Here is a 17,491-nt window from a genome sequence, read left to right on the forward strand (position 1 = left end):
TTGGAACTTTATGTGCTACTATCTTTCAAGCAAAGGATTTTGAATGAGTAAATTAATCAGCCTTCACAAGAAAAGTGATCCTCTAAAAGATTGGGAAGATAAAGATCTCATAAGAAGAACAAAATCATATATCTCTTATTCAGAGGAACAAAAAACTCCTAAACCGTCAAAATCTAAAATTTATGAATCTCCACAAGATATAGCAAGAATAGCCGAGATACTGGCAACAAAAGATGAAATCCGTCGAAGCTTAGAATCTAAAGTTCCTTACACTAACACACATGAGAGTGTAGCCATTGAAAGAAGAAGGAAAGAACTTTTAAACGTTAAAAAAATCCTTCAAATGTAGATAAATATGCAACAACTTGTTCACCTCACAAACCACTCACAAACAATCATTATAATTCTTCTATCAAACAATAAAAAGGACATATCATGAAAACGATAGCAAAAATATTTCTAATAGCAATACTAGGAGTTAGTTTACTACAAGCAGCGGCTTTTGAAAAAGTTGCAAAATCAAGAGCGACTAAAGTTGTAATGAGTTCAGAAAAACCTCTTACTACTGGTAACAACACTATAAACATTACAATTGCTGATTCTAAGTTTGCAGATGCTGCTGTAAACATAAAGGTATTTATGCCGGCAATGCCAGGTATGCCATATATGGAAAGTACGGCAGATGCTAAAAATCTAGGATCAGGAAAATATGAAGCTAATATAAACCTTTCAATGGGCGGTACTTGGCAAGTTCATATCTTCGTTACTCCAAAAACTGGTAAAAAAATAAGAGTTAAAACATCTCTTAATATCTAAGGATAAACTATGAAAGCTCTAGCTCTCCTCCTTCTGCCACTTCTACTAAGTGCCACTTCTCTATCAACCCTGATAGAGAGTGCAAAAGTAAATCATACTTCACTTGAAGTTATACAAAAACGTCTAAGTGCGATTGATAACGAGTATGAAGTAAGCAGAAATTTTGCAGACCCCGAGCTTTCTCTTAGTATTAGTGATATTCAACTAAATGACCCGACAAACCGTTCAATAGAACCTATGCAGTACACTGCGCTAAATGTAAAACAAAAGATTCCATACTTTGGAAAGAGAGATGCTCAATCAAAAAAAGTTGATGCAAAAAAGCAAAAAGTTGGATTTACCCTTGAAGAAGCAAAAGTAAAACTGGTAAAGTCTATAAAACTTACGGCATACAGCATCTGGCAAATAGAAGAACAGTTAAAAATCACAGATGACTACATAAAACTTACTCGTCAAAATATTGAGCTTTACACTGCTTACAGTACAAGTGATACAAAGGCTCACATGGGAATCATGTCAGCCGAGCTCTCACTCTCACAACTAAAGATCAAACGCAGTAGACTTCAAAGCTTACTAATAGGTCTTTACAAAAAAGTTAGTTACCTAAGTGCTATGGATGTAAAATCTATTGAACTCTCTATGGAGATGAGACAGCCTGATGAGTTGGCTTACTATCTAGATGCAACAAATGAGAGCAGTGCTTACAAAATAAAAGAAGCCTTAGTAAAAGAAGCGGATGCAGATATAAAAGTAAAAGAGTTGGCAAAAAATGTAGACCCTTTTGTTCAAGTGGGTTACTTTTACCGTGAGTCTTTCGAGGACTACATGAACGTAAACGTAGGTTTTGCACTTCCTATCTATGGAACTCAAGACTCTAAGGAAGAAGCTTCTAGAAAACTATCCCTTGCAACAAAAAGTGATGTAGTTGATTTTAAAAACTCACTCGATTCTAAGATCATAGAATATTATGCTGCGCTTCAAGACTCATACAGAGTCTACACGATCATCGAAAAAGAGAGTCTGCCTCGTATTGAACATATGTTTGATTTGACAAACAGTTCTATAAAAAGTGGTTCTGATCTTTTTATATATATAGAACTTTTAGCTAAAAAATTAAAACTTGATGAGCAGAGTATAGGAGCAGTTGCTTCTTACTACAAAGCAACAGCATCTCTAGATGCACTCATAGGAGCACAACAATGAAACTCTTACTAATAATACTTATCTTTTTCTCAGTGCTAAATGCAAAAGATAAAACAGTGCAACAACTCTTTAATGTTCAGACTACAAAAGTAAAACTTGTCTCAGATGCCAAAAGCATAAAAAGCTTTGGTTTTGTAAAAGTAGATGAGTCTAGAGTTTATGATGTCAGCCCAAGATTTAGCGGATTTGTAGAAACTCTATATGCTGATAAAACATATAAAAAAGTAACTAAAGGTGAGAAGCTTGTAATGGTCTACTCTCCAGAAGTTCTAAAAGCAAAAGATGACTACCTAAACACTATAAACTACACAAAAGAAAGACCAAACAAGACTATGCTTAAAAGTTCGAAAACAAAACTCGCTCTTTTAAACATTCCAGATGCAGAGATACAGCAGATAAAAAAAGATAAAAAAACTTCATCTTTTACAACTATCCTCTCTCCTGCAAACGGCTATATATTTAAAAAATCACTTAACAACAACTCTGCTTTTAAAGCCAAAAGTGTACTTTTTCAAGTAGTAAACCTAGACAAAGTTTGGGTGGAGTTAAAGATACATCAAAACCAGCTATCAACTCTTGCAAACATTAAAAGTTTTACACTAAGTACACCGTCTCTAAAGCAGACATTTATAGCGACAAGAGAAAACCTCTACCCGGAACTTGATCCAAAAGAAGAGAGTTTCACACTTAGACTATCTCTTGATAACAAAAGTAACCTGCTTAAACCCGGAATGTATACAACAGTAAATATGAGCGCAGATGCCAAGAGCTACCTAACTCTTCCCGCAACTTCTGTTATGAGAAAAAACGGAAAGTTTTATGTTTTTGTTGTTGGCGAATATGAGGGTGAATACGAACCTTTAGAGATAGACGTAGAAGTTTTAAACCCTGATACTTACATAGTAAAAAGCGAACTTAACGCTGGTGATGAAGTAGTTAACAACGCACTATTTATGATGGACAGTGATGCTCAAGTCAATGGCTTGTACTAAAGGATAAGTGATGATTGAAAGTATAATAAGCTTTAGTATCAGAAATAAATTTCTTATCCTGATGGCAACTCTGTTCATAACTTTTGGCTCTTTTTGGGCTGTTAAGAACACTCCTCTGGATGCCATACCTGACTTGTCTCCTCCTCAAGTCATCGTAAAAGTTAATTGGGCTGGGCAATCTCCTGAAATCATAGAAGACCAAGGGACTTATCCGCTAGTTTCCCAATTTCTATCAATTGCAAATATAGAGACTGTTAGAGGTTTTTCTACTTATGAAAACGCTCTGATATATATCATCTTTAAAGAGGGAACTGACCTTTACTGGGCTAGAACCCGTGTGCTAGAGCAGTTGGCATCTATACAGTCACAGCTTCCAAAATCTATGGAAGTAAACCTTGGTCCTGATGCCAGCGGTGTCGGCTGGGTTTATGAGTATGCACTTACGTCAAAGACTAAAAACCTCAGCGAGCTTAGAACTCTGCAAGACTACTACTACAAGTATGCATTACTAGGTGTGGACGGAGTAAGTGAGGTTGCATCTATAGGTGGATTTGTTCCTACTTACCAAGTTAGTGTTAGTAATGATACACTTGTTCGTTACAACCTAAGCATTCAAGATATAGCAAAAACTCTAAAAGCAAATAACAACGATACAGGCGGTAGAATCGTTATACAAAACGGTTATGAGTGGATGGTTCAAGCCAAAGGTTACCTCAATGATCTAGACGATATCCGCTCTTTGGTAGTTACAACAAAAGCAAATACTCCGGTAACTATAGGTGATATAGGAAGAGTGGAGCTTGTTCCTGCTGCTCGTCGCGGTATGGCTGATCTTAACGGTGAAGGAGAAGTTGTCGGCGGAATCGTTATGGTCCGTTACGGCGAAGATGTTTACTCTACTATCAAACGTATAGAGAAGAAGATGAGTGAGCTTCATATCGACGGCGTTGAAGTGATAGAGACTTATAACCGCTCAGACCTCATAGAAAAAGCTGTAGGCACACTAAAGACTACACTTATAGAAGAGAGCGTTATTGTCATCATTATCATTGCTCTGTTTTTAATGCACTTACGATCATCTATCATAGTTTTGATAGTCCTACCTCTAACTATTGGTGCAACATTTCTACTTATGAAAATGTTTGGTATCGACTCTAACATCATGAGTCTTGGCGGTATTGCTATTGCCATCGGTGCAATGGTAGATGCAACTATAGTTATGATTGAAAATGCTCACAAGAGCATAGTAAAACTCGAAGAAAAAAAAGGGGAAGCCCTCACAAAACAAGAGAGGTTTGAAGCCATCAGCAGTTCATCTAAAGTTGTTGGTCGTCCTATATTTTTCGCTCTTGCTTTAGTTGTTGTTTCATTTTTACCTATCTTTGCACTTTCTGGACAAGAGGGACTTCTCTTTACTCCTCTGGCATTTACAAAAACATTTGCCATGATGGCAGGAGCAATTCTTTCCATAACTCTGGTTCCTGTTCTTATGCTATTTTTCGTAAAGGGAAAAATACTTAGCGAGAACAAAAATCCGCTAAACCGTTTCTTTATCTGGCTCTATCATCCAATCATCGTTTATGGACTGAAACTAAAGTACATCATACTCATAGCAGTTGTTATAGCTCTTGGATATATGTACCCTCTGTATAAAGGTCTAAAGTGGGAGTTTATGCCTCCGCTGAATGAGCAGAGTGTTATGTACATGCCTGTTACTCCTTATGGAATCAGCGTTGATCAAAGTAAAGCCCTTACCCAAAAGACAGATGCCATCATCAAAGCATTTCCCGAAGTGAACATCGTTTTCGGTAAAGGCGGTCGTGCAAACTCTGCAACCGACCCTGCTCCGCTTGGTATGATAGAGACTATCATCACTTTCAAACCTCAAGAAGAGTGGCGAGAAGGGATGACTCATGAAAAACTCATGGCAGCACTCGAAGACGCTCTTCAAGTTCCGGGGCTCATTAACTCTTGGACTTATCCTATTCGCGGTCGTATAGACATGCTGCTAAGCGGTATACGTACACCTCTTGGCATCAAGCTATACGGTAAAGATGCCCAGGGCTTACAAAAATATGCACTTGAGATAGAGAGCAAACTTAGAACTTATGACAAGACACTTTCAGTCTTTGCAGATCAGGCAAGTGCCGGTTACTATCTGGATATACAGCTCGATGAAAAAGAGTTGGCAAGATACAAGATAACAAAAGACTACCTGCTTGACTACGTGGCATCCGGTATAGGTGGGATGAAAGTATCTACTATGTACAAAGGCATAGAGCGTTATCCTATTGCCCTTCGTTTTGAAGAAGATGAAAGAAGAAGTATAGACAGCATCCGTGACATTCAGATAAAGACTCCACTAGGTTTTGTACCTCTTGGGAACTTTGCAGAGGTGGCTTACCGCGAGAGCGCATCTGTCATAAAAAGTGAGATGGCATCTCCCGTGACATTTATATACATCACACCAAACGTCGGAATCAGTGCTACAGAGTACAAAGAAGAAGCTAAAAAACTTCTAGAGTCTGTAAAACTTCCGGCAGGATACTACATAGAGTGGGCAGGACAGAGTGAGTACTTAGAATCAGCGATGCAAAAGATAGTCTGGATAGTTCCGACTGTACTTATAGTCATACTGATACTAATCTACTTTGCACTTAAAGATATGATACCTACGCTTATAGTATTTTTCACTCTGCCGTTTGCACTGCTGGGTGGACTGATGTATATAGACATGCTTGACTTTAACATGAGTATAGCCGTAGTCGTTGGTTTCCTAGCACTTTTGGGAGTCGCAGCCGAGACCGCCATAGTCATGATAGTCTACTTGCAAGAAGCGGTAGATGAGGCAAAAGAGCAGTACAAAGACAGCTTCGGACTTAAAGAGCTAAATGCCGCGATATACGAAGGTGCAGTTCAAAGAGTAAGACCAAAACTGATGACAGTATTTGCCATCTTAGCAGGACTACTCCCTATCATGTACACGCACGGAGTAGGAAGTGAAGTGATGCAAAGAATCGCCGCACCGATGTTAGGTGGGGTTGTCAGTTCAGCAGTTCTTAGCTTAGTAATCATCCCTATACTTTTTGAGATATATGTTAAGTGGGGATTGAAGAAAAAAACAATCGACTAAGTAATATATATTAGATATAATCGTCAAAATAAAAGATTATAAGGCTGCAAATATGGGCTTACAGTACAAAACTTTAAAAGATTCAGACATAGAGTTTATTAAGCACCAGAAGCTTTTTTATCTTGCCAGTTCATCTGGTAAAGAGGTAAATCTCTCACCTAAGGGTTATGACTCCATCAGAGTTTTAGACAACTCTACACTAGTTTTTATGAACTATCCGGGAAGTGGAAACCGTACATATAGAGATGCTAAAAATGATGGAGAGTTTACTCTGGTCTTTAACGCCTTTGAGGGAAAAGCGAACATAACGAGGATCTTTTGTAAAGCTATTATCATAGATGCTAAGAGTGAGAAGTTTGCTGAGTATCTAAAACTATTTAGAGAAAAGGAGAGTCTTGTTAGAGACATATTTCAGTTTAACATCTATGCTGTTGAGTCTAGTTGCGGTGAATCAGTTCCAAAAATGGACTATGTAGAAGATAGGAAGTCTTTAAAAAACTGGGTTAAGAAGATGGATAAAAACAACAAACTTCAAGACTACAAAGCAAACCACATAACTCCACCGGATTTAAAAAGTATCTAATGAAAAAGTTTTTAAAAGAGACAGAGCTTGTAGACTTTTCGCATCCAGATATAAAAAAGCTTGCATCTGAGCTATCACATAATGCTCTAACAGATGAAGAAACAGCCCGTAACTGTTTTACATATGTTAGAGACAAAATCAACCACAGTGGGGACGCTCAAGATAACATAACGACCATCAAAGCTAGTGATGTTTTAAAACACAGAACAGGTTGGTGTTATGCTAAAAGTATCTTGCTAGCGGCTCTTCTACGTGCTAACAACATTCCAACAGGGTTTTGTTATCAAAGACTTTCATGTTCTGAGTATGTTAAAGACGTCTACTGTCTTCATGGTCTCAATGCCATCTACTTAAAAGAGTTTGGTTGGTATAGGATAGATGCAAGAGCAAATAAAGAAGGGGTAGATGCGCAGTTTAACCCACCTATAGAAAAGTTGGCATTTGAGTTAGAAGAGCATGAATATGATTTGCCCAAGATACTAGAAGACCCACTTCCAGAAGTTGTAGATGCACTAAAGAAGTACACTACTTACGAAGAGATGACACATAACTTTCCGGATGTAAAGCCAGACTAAGACTCTTATGATAACTTTCTAAGAATTCTTTTGTATTCATCTTTATTTTTAATAATAATATCCACTAGTTTTGGGTCAAAATGTTTACCGCTCTCTTTTTGAAGTAATTCCATCACCTCTTCTAGTGGCCACTTCTCTTTGTATACACGTTTAGACAGTAGGGCATCAAAAACATCGACAATAGCAACTATACGCGCATATATAGATATTTCCTCACCTACTAAGCCCTGCGGATACCCTGTACCGTCATATTTTTCATGATGCTCATATGCAATAATTGCCGCTGTCTGTAAAAGTTTACGTTCTGAATGATTTAAAATATCACGACCAAACAAAGAGTGTGACTTCATTATTTCAAATTCTGCTTCAGTCAATGTTGAAGGTTTGTTCAAGATAGAGTCACTTATCCCAACTTTCCCAATATCATGCAATGGAGATGCAAGTTCTATAAGAGCTACTTCTTCTTCACTGAGACCACATTCTCTTGCAATAAGTGTACTTATAATAGAAACACGTTTTGTGTGAAGCTTAGTCTCCCCTGAACGAACTTCTTCAATACGTCCAACTGCAAGCATAGTCTCTCTTAGAGTTGATTCTATCTCTTCATTTAGATTTTGAAGTTGTATATTTTTAACTAGTAATTCTTCTTCTTTTTCCAAGATATTGAAGTTAAACTTGTTGACGTTTTTCACAACATCTTCAAACTCTCTACTTTCATATTTTGAACTGTCTATAGCTTGTCTAGAACTATAAGCCAGCTCTCCATCTTCTATGATGTTAGATAGTGGTTTACGAATATATCGTTCGATAACACGAAACATATTCAGTATGATTACAAATGCTAAAAAGAGCAATGCAACACCGATTATATAGCTGTTTTCAAGGGCAGCGACTTGATATGAGTTAATATCTATAGTAATGTCAACTGCTCCAAGTACTTCTCCATCTTTTGCATTATGGCATTCTAAACAATTTAAAGTTCCTTCTGAGCTTGCAATGTATGGAACAACAGCTTCTACTGAACTGTCCATGTCATTAAATAAAATAAAGACTTCTTTTTTTTCTAGGATTTTTTTAAGGTAAGGCGTAAGTCTTTTTTCATACAGTGTGGATTCTCCAAACTGTTTATTTACAGAGTCACCACGAATTATTTTTATAGATTTTATGTCATATACTGAAGATATCTCATTTAAGAAGTAAGCACGTTTGTCCATGATGCCGGCTTTCATGTGCGATGTCAGACCGGCTTTTACTATTTCTGAAACTGATATGATTTTTTTCTCTATTACAAACTCAAAAAAGCTTCTATAGCTTAATCCAATAACAGCCGCTATAATGAGCATGGACACAAGAAACACTTTTAACAATTGAGTAACTGTAATATTTTTTATACTCTGTTTTTGCATTTTATCTCATAAATAGTGTTTTAGCATATTATAAGTACATTTCTTAAATCTAAGCTGAAGAAAGAGATAGTGCTTTCGCACTCTCTCTTTATGCCTGTAGAAGTGTGGCTAGAGGTTCTTCTATAACTATATTTGCGTTTGCCTCTGCAACTTCAAACTCCTCTTTTTGTTTGTCTTGTCCTTGCTCTTTTGCGCGAGATGCAAAGTCTATCTGGGAAATATTCCCGCATGTTCCATCTTCATTTAAAAACATTCCGCAACTCTTCATCTCACCAAGAGTTTGGTTCGTGTTAGTTTTATAGGTAAACTCACTTGCTGCCGAGTCTAAAAAGATAGCTCCGATGCCAACTTCACCAAGACCAACTAACTCTTTTTCATTGTCGTCTCCATTTTTAAACCAGATGCGAAGCTTGTCAAAAATGCTGTCATTTTCATCTATCCAGTGATTGCCATCCATATCATACTCACTTAATTCACCAAAACCATTTCCTGTAAGTGTCCCAAAAAGTTCACTTCCTTGGTTTATGACTCCATCCAAGTTCTTATCAAGTGCCAGAAAACCGCTTCCGCTTCCTAAGCTAGAGATTTGGTCTTTTTCTCCATCATTGTCAAGATCAAAAGAGAATGTGTCTGTAGAGAGATTTGGAATATCTCCGTCCAAGTTTATGACAAGCGGATCAAAACTACTGTAGATGTCTATACGGTTTTCTATCATAAAACTTCTACTCATTGAGAAGTTCAGGTTGATATCAAAGTCACCTTTGTCTGTTTTAATATGTCCCATGGTTGAGAAATCGAGTTTTTCATGCTCTTCATAGCGTTGCATCATTGAGAAGTGTGAATAACCGAAAACTTCTTCTTCGGGTGCTTCTTCTGGTTCTCTTTTTGCACTGAGCATCTTTATGAGATTTTGGATAATCTCATTTAGTGTTTGTGCATGATTTGTGAGAAATGCACCTACCTCATTTTGAGGCTCTGATTCATGCATGTTTTGTAGCTTCTTGGTTGCGTCCTTGCCAACCGGAGCGTCAGTAAAGAATGTAGAAAAGCTCATCATGGCTTCTAACTCTACCCTCTTTAACGTGTGTTGCGATTGCATTGCAATCTCATGTGATTCTATTTTCATAGCTCAGCCTTTTTGCTAGGTCTTATGACCGTCCCTGATTGCCTAAGTTTAGGGAATCTCCTTAATCCGTTTAAATATAATAGCAAGTAGAGTACCCTTTCCCTTTTCTATTTCTTAAATATATAACTAAATTAAGTAATAATTATATTTACTTCTGTTAGCATTAGTGTTTATATTTTCGGAGAAAAAATGACAATGTTTGCAAAAAAAACATTTATACTAACTGTTTTTATACTTCTCTCTACTACGCTCTTTAGTAACGAAAAAAGAGTCATTAAGTTTGCCCCACTCCCTACAAAAAAAGCTTCAAAAAACATAGAAGACTTTTTACCTATGAACTCTTATCTAAAAGAAAAACTATCTATTGATATAAAATACGTATATAAACAAGACTATCAAGATATATTAAACGGCTTTAAAGACGGTACTATAGACATGGCTTACCTTGGTCCACTTCCATTTATCTCTCTACAAAAAGAGTATATGTTTGTAAAACCGATCATTACATTTAAACAAAAGAGTGGCTCTAGCAAGTACAGATGTGTACTCGCAAAGTTCAAAAATGACAAATTTGACAAAGAGAAACAGATAAAAGTAGCACTAACGCAACCACTTTCTACTTGTGGTTACCTAATGACAAATCTACTTCTCAAAGAAAACTTTAACATTGAGCTAAAAGAACAAAAATACGACTATACTATGTCTCATACAAATGCTCTTATCTCTGTGGTTAAAGGAGAGTTTTTAATAGCTGGTGCCAAAGATAGCATAGCAAAAAAGTATGAGTCACTTGGTATGGAGATAATCGCACAAAGCAGACTTCTGCCTGGTTTTTCACTTGTAGTAAATACTCAGACTCTCTCAAAAGAGCAGATCAAAGAGATTGAAGATGCCCTTCTTGGTCTTCCTCAAGAAACATATAAAAGCTGGAAAGGCATAACCAAAAACGGTATAGAAAAAGCAAATATAGATGACTACAATGAGTTAAATGTAAACTTTCATATTCCTAAAAAAGGAAATATGCAATGAAGATAAAAATCTCTATTGCACTTATCTTTGTCATAATACTCACAGCAGTCTTCTACAGATACATGCAAACATCTAAAGATGAAGTAATACAAAACGTAGCAGACAAAAGTCTAGAATCTATGGATGTTGCTAATAAATCTATACTAAACACTTACCTTCTAGTTGCTGAGAAAAATTTCTATGACATTATGCAAAATAAAAAAGCATTATATATTTTAAGAGAGTTCAAAGATGCTGATGAAGAAACAAAGGCAGTTCTCAGAGGGGACTTTTTCAGACTCCTTTACAAAGAGTATGATTTTCTTAAAAAGCAAAGCATCCGCCAGTTTCATTTTCATACCCACGATTCTAAAAGTCTGCTCAGATTTCACCTGCCATATAAAAGTGGTGACTCCTTAAAAGATATAAGAACTTCCATTAGAGTTGCTAATTCAGAACTTAAAACAATGGTAGGTTTTGAAGGTGGTAGAGTACTTCCTGGATATAGATATGTTTTTCCAATAGTTGACAAAGGAGAGCATCTAGGCAGTGTAGAGTTTTCAGTATCTTTTGAAGGGATAGAGAGAAAACTGCAAAAGATACTTCCTTTTTATGCTCATAAAATCATCCTGGAAAAATCAGTAAGTTATGATAAAGTTTTTAAAGATCATATAGACTTTTTTGTACCCTCACAATTTAGTGAGAATTACTATCTTGAAAATCAGGATATCTCTAATGTAACTAGAAAGACTCAAGATGATTCTTTTGTAAACAAGCTTACATCTTTGACGAAAGAGAGTAAAGGTTTTTTACAAAAACTAAGTAAAAAAGATAGCTTCACAGTTCCTATTATAGAGGATGAAAAAGGCTATGTTGTTACTTTTTTATCTCTTAAAGATATTGATAATAAAAATGCCGGTTATGTAGTCTCTTTTACAAATCTTCAAGAGATCGTTGATATACAAAAAAGATATCAAGACTTTAGTTTCGTTGTATTTCTTGGTGCATTACTACTCTTTGTACTAATAGTAGCTGTTTTAGTTCAAATCCAAAGAGTAAAAAATGAGTCTTTAAAACTTCAAAAGTTTATAGATATCCAAAACTCTATAGTTGTTTTAACCGATGGTAAAAAATTCAAGTTTGCAAATAAAAAGTTTTTTGACTTTTTCAAATATGCGAACATGGAGGATTTTTTAAATAAACATGATTGTATCTGTGAGCTATTTGTAAGAAGTAATGGCTTCTTTAGCTTAGCTGATGTAAAAGAAAATGAAAAACATTGGGTTGAGAGTCTGTTAAACCTATCTGGAAGAAACAGAATAGTATCTATGTTGGATAAGACTTTAACTCCGCATGCATTTACTGTCTCAATAAATAGATATGACAGAGAAAACTACATCATAAATTTTAGTGACATAAGTGATGCTATGACTGAGAAACTTCAACTTCAAAAACAGATAGTTAGAGACCAGTTAACAAAAGCTTATAACAGAGTATATTTTGAGAAAACTATTGATTCTCTTATAGATGCTAATGCCTCAGAAAATAAAAATACAGGAATCATATTTTTCGATATAGACCATTTTAAAGAGGTAAATGACACTTACGGGCATAAAGCAGGTGATGATGTCTTAAGAATAATTGTAGATCTTGTAAAGAAAAATATACGCAGTAGCGATAAGCTTATACGTTGGGGTGGAGAGGAGTTTCTTATCCTGCTTCCTGCAAACTCTATCGATGAAGTATATAAAGAAGCGGAGCACCTAAGAAAGACTATACAAAATCATGAGTTTGATATAGTCAGACATCTTACATGTAGTTTTGGACTATCTCTGCATGAAGCAACTGCAGACATTCATGAGAGCGTAAAAAAGGCCGATGAGAAACTCTATGAAGCTAAGAAAAACGGTCGTAACAAAGTTGTTTTTAGCTTCATATAAAATCTAATTTAGTTTTTCTCACCAAATATAAATCTATCTAGAGAAAATTTACCGGCTCCATGTGCAACAAACCCGAGTAAAAATATCATATAGTATAGTGGTATTTCAAAACCGTTATCCCCTGCTGAAAATCCATGAGGAAGGTGGACTGTGACAATAGCAACTATCATAACTATAATAAGAGGGATAGAGATAAGACGAGTCAAAAGTCCTAGTGTCAGTAGGATAACACCGGCAATCTCTGTACTTGCCGCCATATATGCATTTAGTAGTGGAAAAGGTATACCCATAGAACCGAACCACTCAGCAACAGCGCCTATATCTGCCCACTTGTTCATAGCTGGGGTATAAAAACCATAAGCAATCAATAATCTTGCCAAAAGTAACGATACTGATTTTAGGTATTCACTCAAACGAGTAAATTCTAAATATAATTTTTTAATGTTCATAACAGACTCCTTACGTTTATATGAGTATTCTAACACAATTTTAGTATAAGAGTATGTAATATGTATCACATAACTAATCTAGTTCTTTATGTTATACTGCTTTAAAGAAATCGGATATAAAAAATGAAGTTATCTTTGCAGAGGATGGGATGAGATTAAAACTCTAAAAAGAGTTTTAATGTCTCGGTTTACTATTTAGAACCACACTTACCAGCGCCGCACTTCATAGGTTTTTTTTCATCTTTTTTTGCAGCAGCTTTTTTCTCACCACCACACTTATCAGAATTGTTTCTCATAGTTTTTTCTTTTTCACCACCACATTTAGTAGCCGGTTGTTTCATAGAGCTTCCACATTTACCAGCTCCACATTTCATACCTTCTGCACTTGCTGCAGTAGCACCTAGACCTAGAAATAACATTGCACCAAAAAGAAGTGCTGCTAAGTTTAACTTTTTCATTTAGAACCCTTTGAATTAATTTGAAACAATTGTAGCACAAATATAAATAATATTAATGTAATATTTGTCACATAACTCTAATATTTAAGAGTAAACTAACAAATCTCTATTTGTAGCCTAGACAACTTTACTATAGCATTCTTCTCAAAACTCTTTAGGATTCTACTAATTACTTCTCAATCATAGATGCCATAGAATCCAGACGTTTTGCATACTGCTCAAATACATAACGCTGGAACTCTTTATCTTCCATAAATTGTCTTGCTAGAAGTTCCTCTTGATTCTCAACTTTCAGCTTATCAAAAAAATCAAATTCTTGCACTAAATCATCTTTTTGGAGAATATTTATCTTCAGTATATCCAAAAAGACAAGGATATTGATGTATAATAATACAAACACATTAGAGGCTTTATTATCATTTTAAACACGCAAACACTATTAAAAAGTTTAAGATCTTTGTAGCATGAAACTAGTTCATAAACTACTTTTAGGGTACTTTTTAATCATTAGTATCATTGGTACATTTTCAACATTTATACTGATGCACACTGTTGAGGAAAGCTCAACAAATCTAAATGTATACAGAGAAAGAGAGATAACCTCTTTTGTAAAAGTTCTAAATGTAAATATCATAGACGATAATAATCTCAAAAACACTTCAGAGATTCAAGAGCTCTTTGAAACTACAATAAGTAGACTACCTCATATAAAAAGACTTACACTTCATAATCAAGATAAAAAGACATCAAAATATACACATATAGTAAGTACAGATAGAGATATTATTGGTACTCCTTCGTATGTCGAAGACATAGATGCCATCATAAACAATAAAACTACTATTTTGTATGAGTCTGGTCCAAATGGTGATAGATGGATAGATATAACCTACCCTATCACCAATAAAAATGGCAAAATCATAGCTGCTCTAGGCGCAGCTGTATCACTTCATGAGTCAGATGAAATACTAAATAAAGCAATAGAACTTATGAAGGATGAAGCGCTAAACAGTGTTTTTATTGCCATTATATTATCTATAGCGCTTTCTTTAGTATTTGGTTTGATAATTGTTAAAAAAATTGTATCACCTATTGAGAAGTTAAAAACAGCTGTTAGTTCATTTTCAAAAAAAGAGTTGGCTCACAACATTGAGGTTTATTCCAATGATGAGATAGGAAAACTATCAATGGCTTTTAATACAATGGCTTTTGAGTTGAATATGCTTTATACTTCTATGGAAGAGCAGATAGAGGCTAAGACCAAGGAGCTAGAAACTCAGTTTTTAACAGACTCTCTAACCGGTATGCCAAACAGGCAAGCTCTATTTAAGGAGATCAAAAGACTTGATGAGTTTCATATAGCCATAGTAGATGTTGCAGCATTTAAAGATATCAATGACTCATATGGTGTAGATATCGGGAACAGTGTCTTACAGATGCTGAGTAAAAAAGCAAAAAGTCATCTTTTAGAATCACCTTTGAAAATATACCGTTTAGGAGCTGATGAAGTAGCCATCATAAATCCTATGATACTCGACAAAGATGAGTTCAAAGATTCTATAGAACAGCTAATAAGAACTATTGAGCATGATACACTTTACTTTGAAAAAGAAGATATTGAGATAAATATATCTCTTCATGCAGGAATCTCATTTGATCACGACCACGCTCTTGAAAAAGCAAATATTGCACTTGTAAACGCTAAAAAAGAACATATTGATCTTGTTGTTTTTGATAAAAATATAGATAATGAAACAAGACAAGTTCAAAATCTTGAGACTATTATAAAAATAAAAAATGCGATTAAAAACTTTGATTTTGTATCTTACTACCAGCCTATTGTAGATAAAGACAAAAATATTATAAAGTATGAGTCTCTTGTTAGAATGAAAGATAATAAAGAGGTATTGTCACCTTATTTCTTTTTAGATATTGCAAAAAAGACTAAGTACTATCCGCATATTACAAGAACTATGATTTTTCAATCTTTTAAAGAGTTTGAAGATAGAGACACATCTTTTTCTATAAATATAGAAGCAGATGACATAATCAATCAAGATACTTTCAACTTTATAAAAAAACATCTTGAAAACTTTAAAAATCCCCAGAGAGTTATATTTGAGCTAGTAGAGAGTCAAGATATTCATGATATTCCAAATATCAAAGAGTTTATTAATTTTGTTAAAAGTCATGGGGCTAAGATTGCTATTGATGATTTTGGTACAGGCTACTCAAACTTCTCGTATCTGCTGGATCTCGAACCTGACTACTTAAAGATAGACGGGTCATTGATAAAAAATATAGATACAGATATCAAGTCATATAACATTGTAAAAACACTGATTAACTTTGCTCACAACCTTGGAATATTAGTAATTGCAGAGTACATCCACTCAAAAGAAGTTTTAGCTATATGTGAAGAACTTGGAGTGGATGAGTTTCAAGGATATCTCTTTGGTGAACCATCTTTAAAACTAAAAGATTAGTTCTACCTCTTATCCCAACCTATCATGCCCCACTCTTCTAAATCTTTTTGAAGAGTATTCATATCTCTATCTTTTTTATGACATGCATAACATGCGTTAGTATCTTTAGGCATGTTGTACGCAAGCGTTTCTTTTGGGGTAGTAAAGCCAAACATGTGAGTCCTAACTGTTATAGGTGACTTGCCTGTATGCTTTCCTACTTTAGGCATATGACACTCAACACAGAGTGATCCTTTTGAGCTAGCCTTATGATGTGTATGCTTCTCGATGCTTTCTTGGTGTGGTCCTATAACTGAACCAAAAGTATGACACTTCATGCATAGGTCATTTCCTGTGTTTGATTCTGCTGTAGGCTCTAGCGTATGAGGATTATGACAGTTTATACAGGTCACACCATGTTTACCTTTCATAGAGTGAACAAACTCATTTCCTTGCATACGGTTTTTCTTACCCATACCATTTGCATAGAACTCTTTAGTCTCTTGTCCCATAACAAATGGTGCTACAAGTTTGTAGTCACTCAAAGGTTTACCGGCTTCATAACCAAAAGGATAGTCTCGAGCGTCCCCAAAGATCTCACTCATATTTTGATCTCTCATACGGTTATCTCTATTTCTCATATGACACTGCAGACAGATTTCATTTTGTCTAACAGGATCACTTAGAGATGCCAAGTAGACTTTAGACTCAGGATCTTTGATGTGATTAGACGCAGGACCATGGCAAGACTCACATGCAATACCAGCATCTACTCTTTTCTCACTTGACATAAAGCCTGTAAAGTGACAACCGTCACAAGCTCTAGAAGTCGGAAGTTGATCATTATCATGCGGATATGCATCTTTATACCAGTATTTCCATGGCTTAAAGCCTTGCCATTTTTTTGTTTGAACATTCCACTGATAATTCCCTAAAACATAGTCTTCAGTGCCGTTGATATCTTTGCGCATCATAAATCGTTGTTTAAACTTTCCACCAACTGTATAAACTGCATCTTTTAGAGCAAAGTTAGCATCACTAGGAAGCGTTGAAAAGTCAGCTACTACAGCAAATGGATTTGCTTTTGGATCTTGTATCATCTTTGGATGACGAGAGTGGCTCCAAGATTTATGATTACCTTCATGACACTTCACACATTTATCAGCTCCTACAAAATGCGCCTCTTTTTGATCATCCATTTGAAGATCAGTTTCTGTACCTACTCGATTTTGTGTTAACTGTCCATAAAATGGCAAGATTTTTGAAGCTTCTTTATAAATAAAATATCCACCAACTAAAACTATCATCCCTGCAATGAAAACTAAAGTTTTTTTCAA

General features: G+C 35.4%; 16 protein-coding genes. 10 read left to right on the top strand and 6 right to left on the bottom strand.

Going from position 1 to position 17,491, the window contains the following annotated elements:
- Nucleotides 1-43: 43 nt before the first annotated feature.
- The 7 genes from ABZC13_RS06660 (at nt 44) to ABZC13_RS06690 (ending at nt 7,302) form a co-directional block, all read left to right on the top strand.
- The gene (locus tag ABZC13_RS06660; protein ID WP_373001604.1) at nt 44-349 is read left to right on the top strand and encodes a hypothetical protein; all 306 of its coding nucleotides are present in this window, start codon (nt 44-46) and stop codon (nt 347-349) included.
- 86 nt (nt 350-435) lie between these two features.
- Complete coding sequence (locus ABZC13_RS06665) at nt 436-816, top strand: FixH family protein (protein ID WP_373001606.1); 381 nt, start codon at nt 436-438, stop codon at nt 814-816.
- Between the two features lie 9 nt (nt 817-825).
- Entirely contained in the window at nt 826-2,019 is a 1,194-nt protein-coding gene (locus ABZC13_RS06670; RefSeq protein ID WP_373001608.1) for a TolC family protein, read from the top strand.
- A complete protein-coding gene (locus tag ABZC13_RS06675) occupies nt 2,016-3,011 on the top strand; it encodes an efflux RND transporter periplasmic adaptor subunit (RefSeq protein ID WP_373001610.1) in 996 nt (331 codons plus the stop codon). Before ABZC13_RS06670 ends, ABZC13_RS06675 begins: the two co-directional genes overlap by 4 nt.
- A 10-nt stretch (nt 3,012-3,021) precedes the next feature.
- A complete protein-coding gene (locus ABZC13_RS06680) occupies nt 3,022-6,144 on the top strand; it encodes an efflux RND transporter permease subunit (RefSeq protein WP_373001612.1) in 3,123 nt (1,040 codons plus the stop codon).
- Nucleotides 6,145-6,196: 52 nt separating this feature from the next.
- Nucleotides 6,197-6,727 (top strand): hypothetical protein, encoded by a 531-nt coding sequence (locus tag ABZC13_RS06685; protein WP_373001614.1) that lies wholly within the window; start codon nt 6,197-6,199, stop codon nt 6,725-6,727.
- Nucleotides 6,727-7,302, top strand: a complete 576-nt coding sequence (locus ABZC13_RS06690; protein WP_373001616.1) for a transglutaminase family protein — start codon at nt 6,727-6,729, stop codon at nt 7,300-7,302. The genes ABZC13_RS06685 and ABZC13_RS06690 overlap by 1 nt, the downstream gene beginning before the upstream one ends.
- Before the next feature lie 5 nt (nt 7,303-7,307).
- Here the strand turns inward: ABZC13_RS06690 and ABZC13_RS06695 are convergent, their stop codons facing one another.
- Entirely contained in the window at nt 7,308-8,708 is a 1,401-nt protein-coding gene (locus tag ABZC13_RS06695) for an HD-GYP domain-containing protein (RefSeq protein WP_373001618.1), read from the bottom strand.
- 88 nt (nt 8,709-8,796) lie between these two features.
- Complete coding sequence (locus ABZC13_RS06700; RefSeq protein WP_373001620.1) at nt 8,797-9,834, bottom strand: hypothetical protein; 1,038 nt, start codon at nt 9,832-9,834, stop codon at nt 8,797-8,799.
- A gap of 189 nt (nt 9,835-10,023) precedes the next feature.
- Here ABZC13_RS06700 and ABZC13_RS06705 point away from each other — a divergent pair, with 189 nt between their 5' ends.
- Both ABZC13_RS06705 and ABZC13_RS06710 read left to right on the top strand, forming a co-directional pair.
- A complete protein-coding gene (locus ABZC13_RS06705) occupies nt 10,024-10,863 on the top strand; it encodes a PhnD/SsuA/transferrin family substrate-binding protein (protein WP_373001622.1) in 840 nt (279 codons plus the stop codon).
- Nucleotides 10,860-12,782 carry a diguanylate cyclase gene (locus ABZC13_RS06710; protein ID WP_373001624.1) on the top strand — a complete coding sequence of 641 codons (1,923 nt, stop codon included), beginning with the start codon at nt 10,860-10,862 and terminating at the stop codon, nt 12,780-12,782. Before ABZC13_RS06705 ends, ABZC13_RS06710 begins: the two co-directional genes overlap by 4 nt.
- Before the next feature lie 8 nt (nt 12,783-12,790).
- Here ABZC13_RS06710 and ABZC13_RS06715 read toward each other — a convergent pair whose 3' ends face one another.
- The 3 genes from ABZC13_RS06715 to ABZC13_RS06725 all read right to left on the bottom strand — a co-directional run bounded on the left by ABZC13_RS06715 (nt 12,791) and on the right by ABZC13_RS06725 (nt 14,089).
- Nucleotides 12,791-13,231 carry a DoxX family protein gene (locus ABZC13_RS06715; RefSeq protein WP_373001626.1) on the bottom strand — a complete coding sequence of 147 codons (441 nt, stop codon included), beginning with the start codon at nt 13,229-13,231 and terminating at the stop codon, nt 12,791-12,793.
- A 191-nt stretch (nt 13,232-13,422) separates the two neighbouring features.
- On the bottom strand, nt 13,423-13,689 hold the full coding sequence (locus ABZC13_RS06720) for a hypothetical protein (RefSeq protein ID WP_373001628.1): 267 nt from the start codon (nt 13,687-13,689) through the stop codon (nt 13,423-13,425).
- 169 nt (nt 13,690-13,858) lie between these two features.
- Nucleotides 13,859-14,089, bottom strand: a complete 231-nt coding sequence (locus ABZC13_RS06725) for a hypothetical protein (protein ID WP_373001630.1) — start codon at nt 14,087-14,089, stop codon at nt 13,859-13,861.
- A gap of 64 nt (nt 14,090-14,153) precedes the next feature.
- On the opposite strand from ABZC13_RS06725, the gene ABZC13_RS06730 reads away from it, so the two are divergent.
- Nucleotides 14,154-16,175 carry an EAL domain-containing protein gene (locus ABZC13_RS06730; RefSeq protein ID WP_373001632.1) on the top strand — a complete coding sequence of 674 codons (2,022 nt, stop codon included), beginning with the start codon at nt 14,154-14,156 and terminating at the stop codon, nt 16,173-16,175.
- 2 nt (nt 16,176-16,177) lie between these two features.
- Here the strand turns inward: ABZC13_RS06730 and ABZC13_RS06735 are convergent, their stop codons facing one another.
- The gene (locus ABZC13_RS06735; RefSeq protein WP_373001634.1) at nt 16,178-17,491 is read right to left on the bottom strand and encodes a cytochrome c3 family protein; all 1,314 of its coding nucleotides are present in this window, start codon (nt 17,489-17,491) and stop codon (nt 16,178-16,180) included.

This window comes from Sulfurimonas sp., assembly GCF_041563035.1.
GTDB lineage: Bacteria > Campylobacterota > Campylobacteria > Campylobacterales > Sulfurimonadaceae > Sulfurimonas.

Bases quoted from the DNA above. Each gene is read 5' to 3' on its own strand.
- ABZC13_RS06660 (WP_373001604.1), top strand. From the start codon at position 44: ATGAGTAAATTAATCAGCCTTCACAAGAAAAGTGATCCTCTAAAAGAT.
- ABZC13_RS06665 (WP_373001606.1), top strand. From the start codon at position 436: ATGAAAACGATAGCAAAAATATTTCTAATAGCAATACTAGGAGTTAGT.
- ABZC13_RS06670 (WP_373001608.1), top strand. From the start codon at position 826: ATGAAAGCTCTAGCTCTCCTCCTTCTGCCACTTCTACTAAGTGCCACT.
- ABZC13_RS06675 (WP_373001610.1), top strand. From the start codon at position 2,016: ATGAAACTCTTACTAATAATACTTATCTTTTTCTCAGTGCTAAATGCA.
- ABZC13_RS06680 (WP_373001612.1), top strand. From the start codon at position 3,022: ATGATTGAAAGTATAATAAGCTTTAGTATCAGAAATAAATTTCTTATC.
- ABZC13_RS06685 (WP_373001614.1), top strand. From the start codon at position 6,197: ATGGGCTTACAGTACAAAACTTTAAAAGATTCAGACATAGAGTTTATT.
- ABZC13_RS06690 (WP_373001616.1), top strand. From the start codon at position 6,727: ATGAAAAAGTTTTTAAAAGAGACAGAGCTTGTAGACTTTTCGCATCCA.
- ABZC13_RS06695 (WP_373001618.1), bottom strand. From the start codon at position 8,708: ATGCAAAAACAGAGTATAAAAAATATTACAGTTACTCAATTGTTAAAA.
- ABZC13_RS06700 (WP_373001620.1), bottom strand. From the start codon at position 9,834: ATGAAAATAGAATCACATGAGATTGCAATGCAATCGCAACACACGTTA.
- ABZC13_RS06705 (WP_373001622.1), top strand. From the start codon at position 10,024: ATGACAATGTTTGCAAAAAAAACATTTATACTAACTGTTTTTATACTT.
- ABZC13_RS06710 (WP_373001624.1), top strand. From the start codon at position 10,860: ATGAAGATAAAAATCTCTATTGCACTTATCTTTGTCATAATACTCACA.
- ABZC13_RS06715 (WP_373001626.1), bottom strand. From the start codon at position 13,231: ATGAACATTAAAAAATTATATTTAGAATTTACTCGTTTGAGTGAATAC.
- ABZC13_RS06720 (WP_373001628.1), bottom strand. From the start codon at position 13,689: ATGAAAAAGTTAAACTTAGCAGCACTTCTTTTTGGTGCAATGTTATTT.
- ABZC13_RS06730 (WP_373001632.1), top strand. From the start codon at position 14,154: ATGAAACTAGTTCATAAACTACTTTTAGGGTACTTTTTAATCATTAGT.